The 717-nt window shown below is 44.8% G+C and carries 2 protein-coding genes; one reads left to right on the top strand and one right to left on the bottom strand.

The features are described from left to right. Positions 1–191 (top strand): ClpXP protease specificity-enhancing factor SspB (locus tag A3735_RS23580; protein ID WP_231882635.1); only part of this gene is annotated, 191 nt, incomplete at its 5' end. A 28-nt stretch (positions 192–219) separates the two neighbouring features. Here the strand turns inward: A3735_RS23580 and A3735_RS23575 are convergent. Further along, positions 220–717: SIS domain-containing protein (locus A3735_RS23575; protein ID WP_082885981.1), on the bottom strand; the 498-nt coding region annotated here is incomplete at its 5' end.

Here is a 717-nt window from a genome sequence, read left to right as displayed (position 1 = left end):
GCGTTCCGATGCAGGTCTACGTTCCTATCGTAGCTATTATGGCGATTTACTCAAAAGAAAATGGACAGGGTATGGTGTTCGGGGCTGAGCCTGGTGCACCAGAGCCGCCGAGTCCGAATGACCCACAAGATGAAGGGAAGAAAGCGGCAGAACACCTGCCTCATAAGCCTTCTCTAAAGATAGTTAAATAAAGAGAAAGCCTGTTCTAGGCTTTCTTAACTAAAATGCGCCACCAAAAAGTTGATTTTCGATTTGGTGGCACATGGCATTAACTGCCATAAGTTGAGCTTCCATCGCTCGCGCTACCGAATTGGTGTTTAGCTGGATTTCAACATCCTGTCCCTGCTTTATCGCAGAAATTTTCCCATCTTTATGACCGATAAGTGTGATTACCTTGATGTCCTTTTCGTGCGCGGTTTGAATTGCTTGAACAATATTGCTGCAGTTGCCATCGATAGATAGTGCAATCAGGGTGTCTCCTTCGAAACCAATGGCTCTAATTTGCTTGGCATAGCTAAGGTTGTAATTGCCGTCCTTCGCAATAGCAGAAATAGTTGTGGAATCGATAGAAATATTGATCGCAGGAAGGCTTGGGCGTTCGAATTCCTGTTGGTTCATTAAGCAGGTTGTTAAAAGGCTTGCGATTGGTCCAGATAGACCGTTCCCGCAAATAATCAGTTTTTTATCGCTCAGAAGTGTCTGTGTAATTAGGTCGCA

This window comes from Oleiphilus sp. HI0061, assembly GCF_001635675.1.
This window is presented reverse-complemented; position numbering and strand designations above follow the sequence as displayed.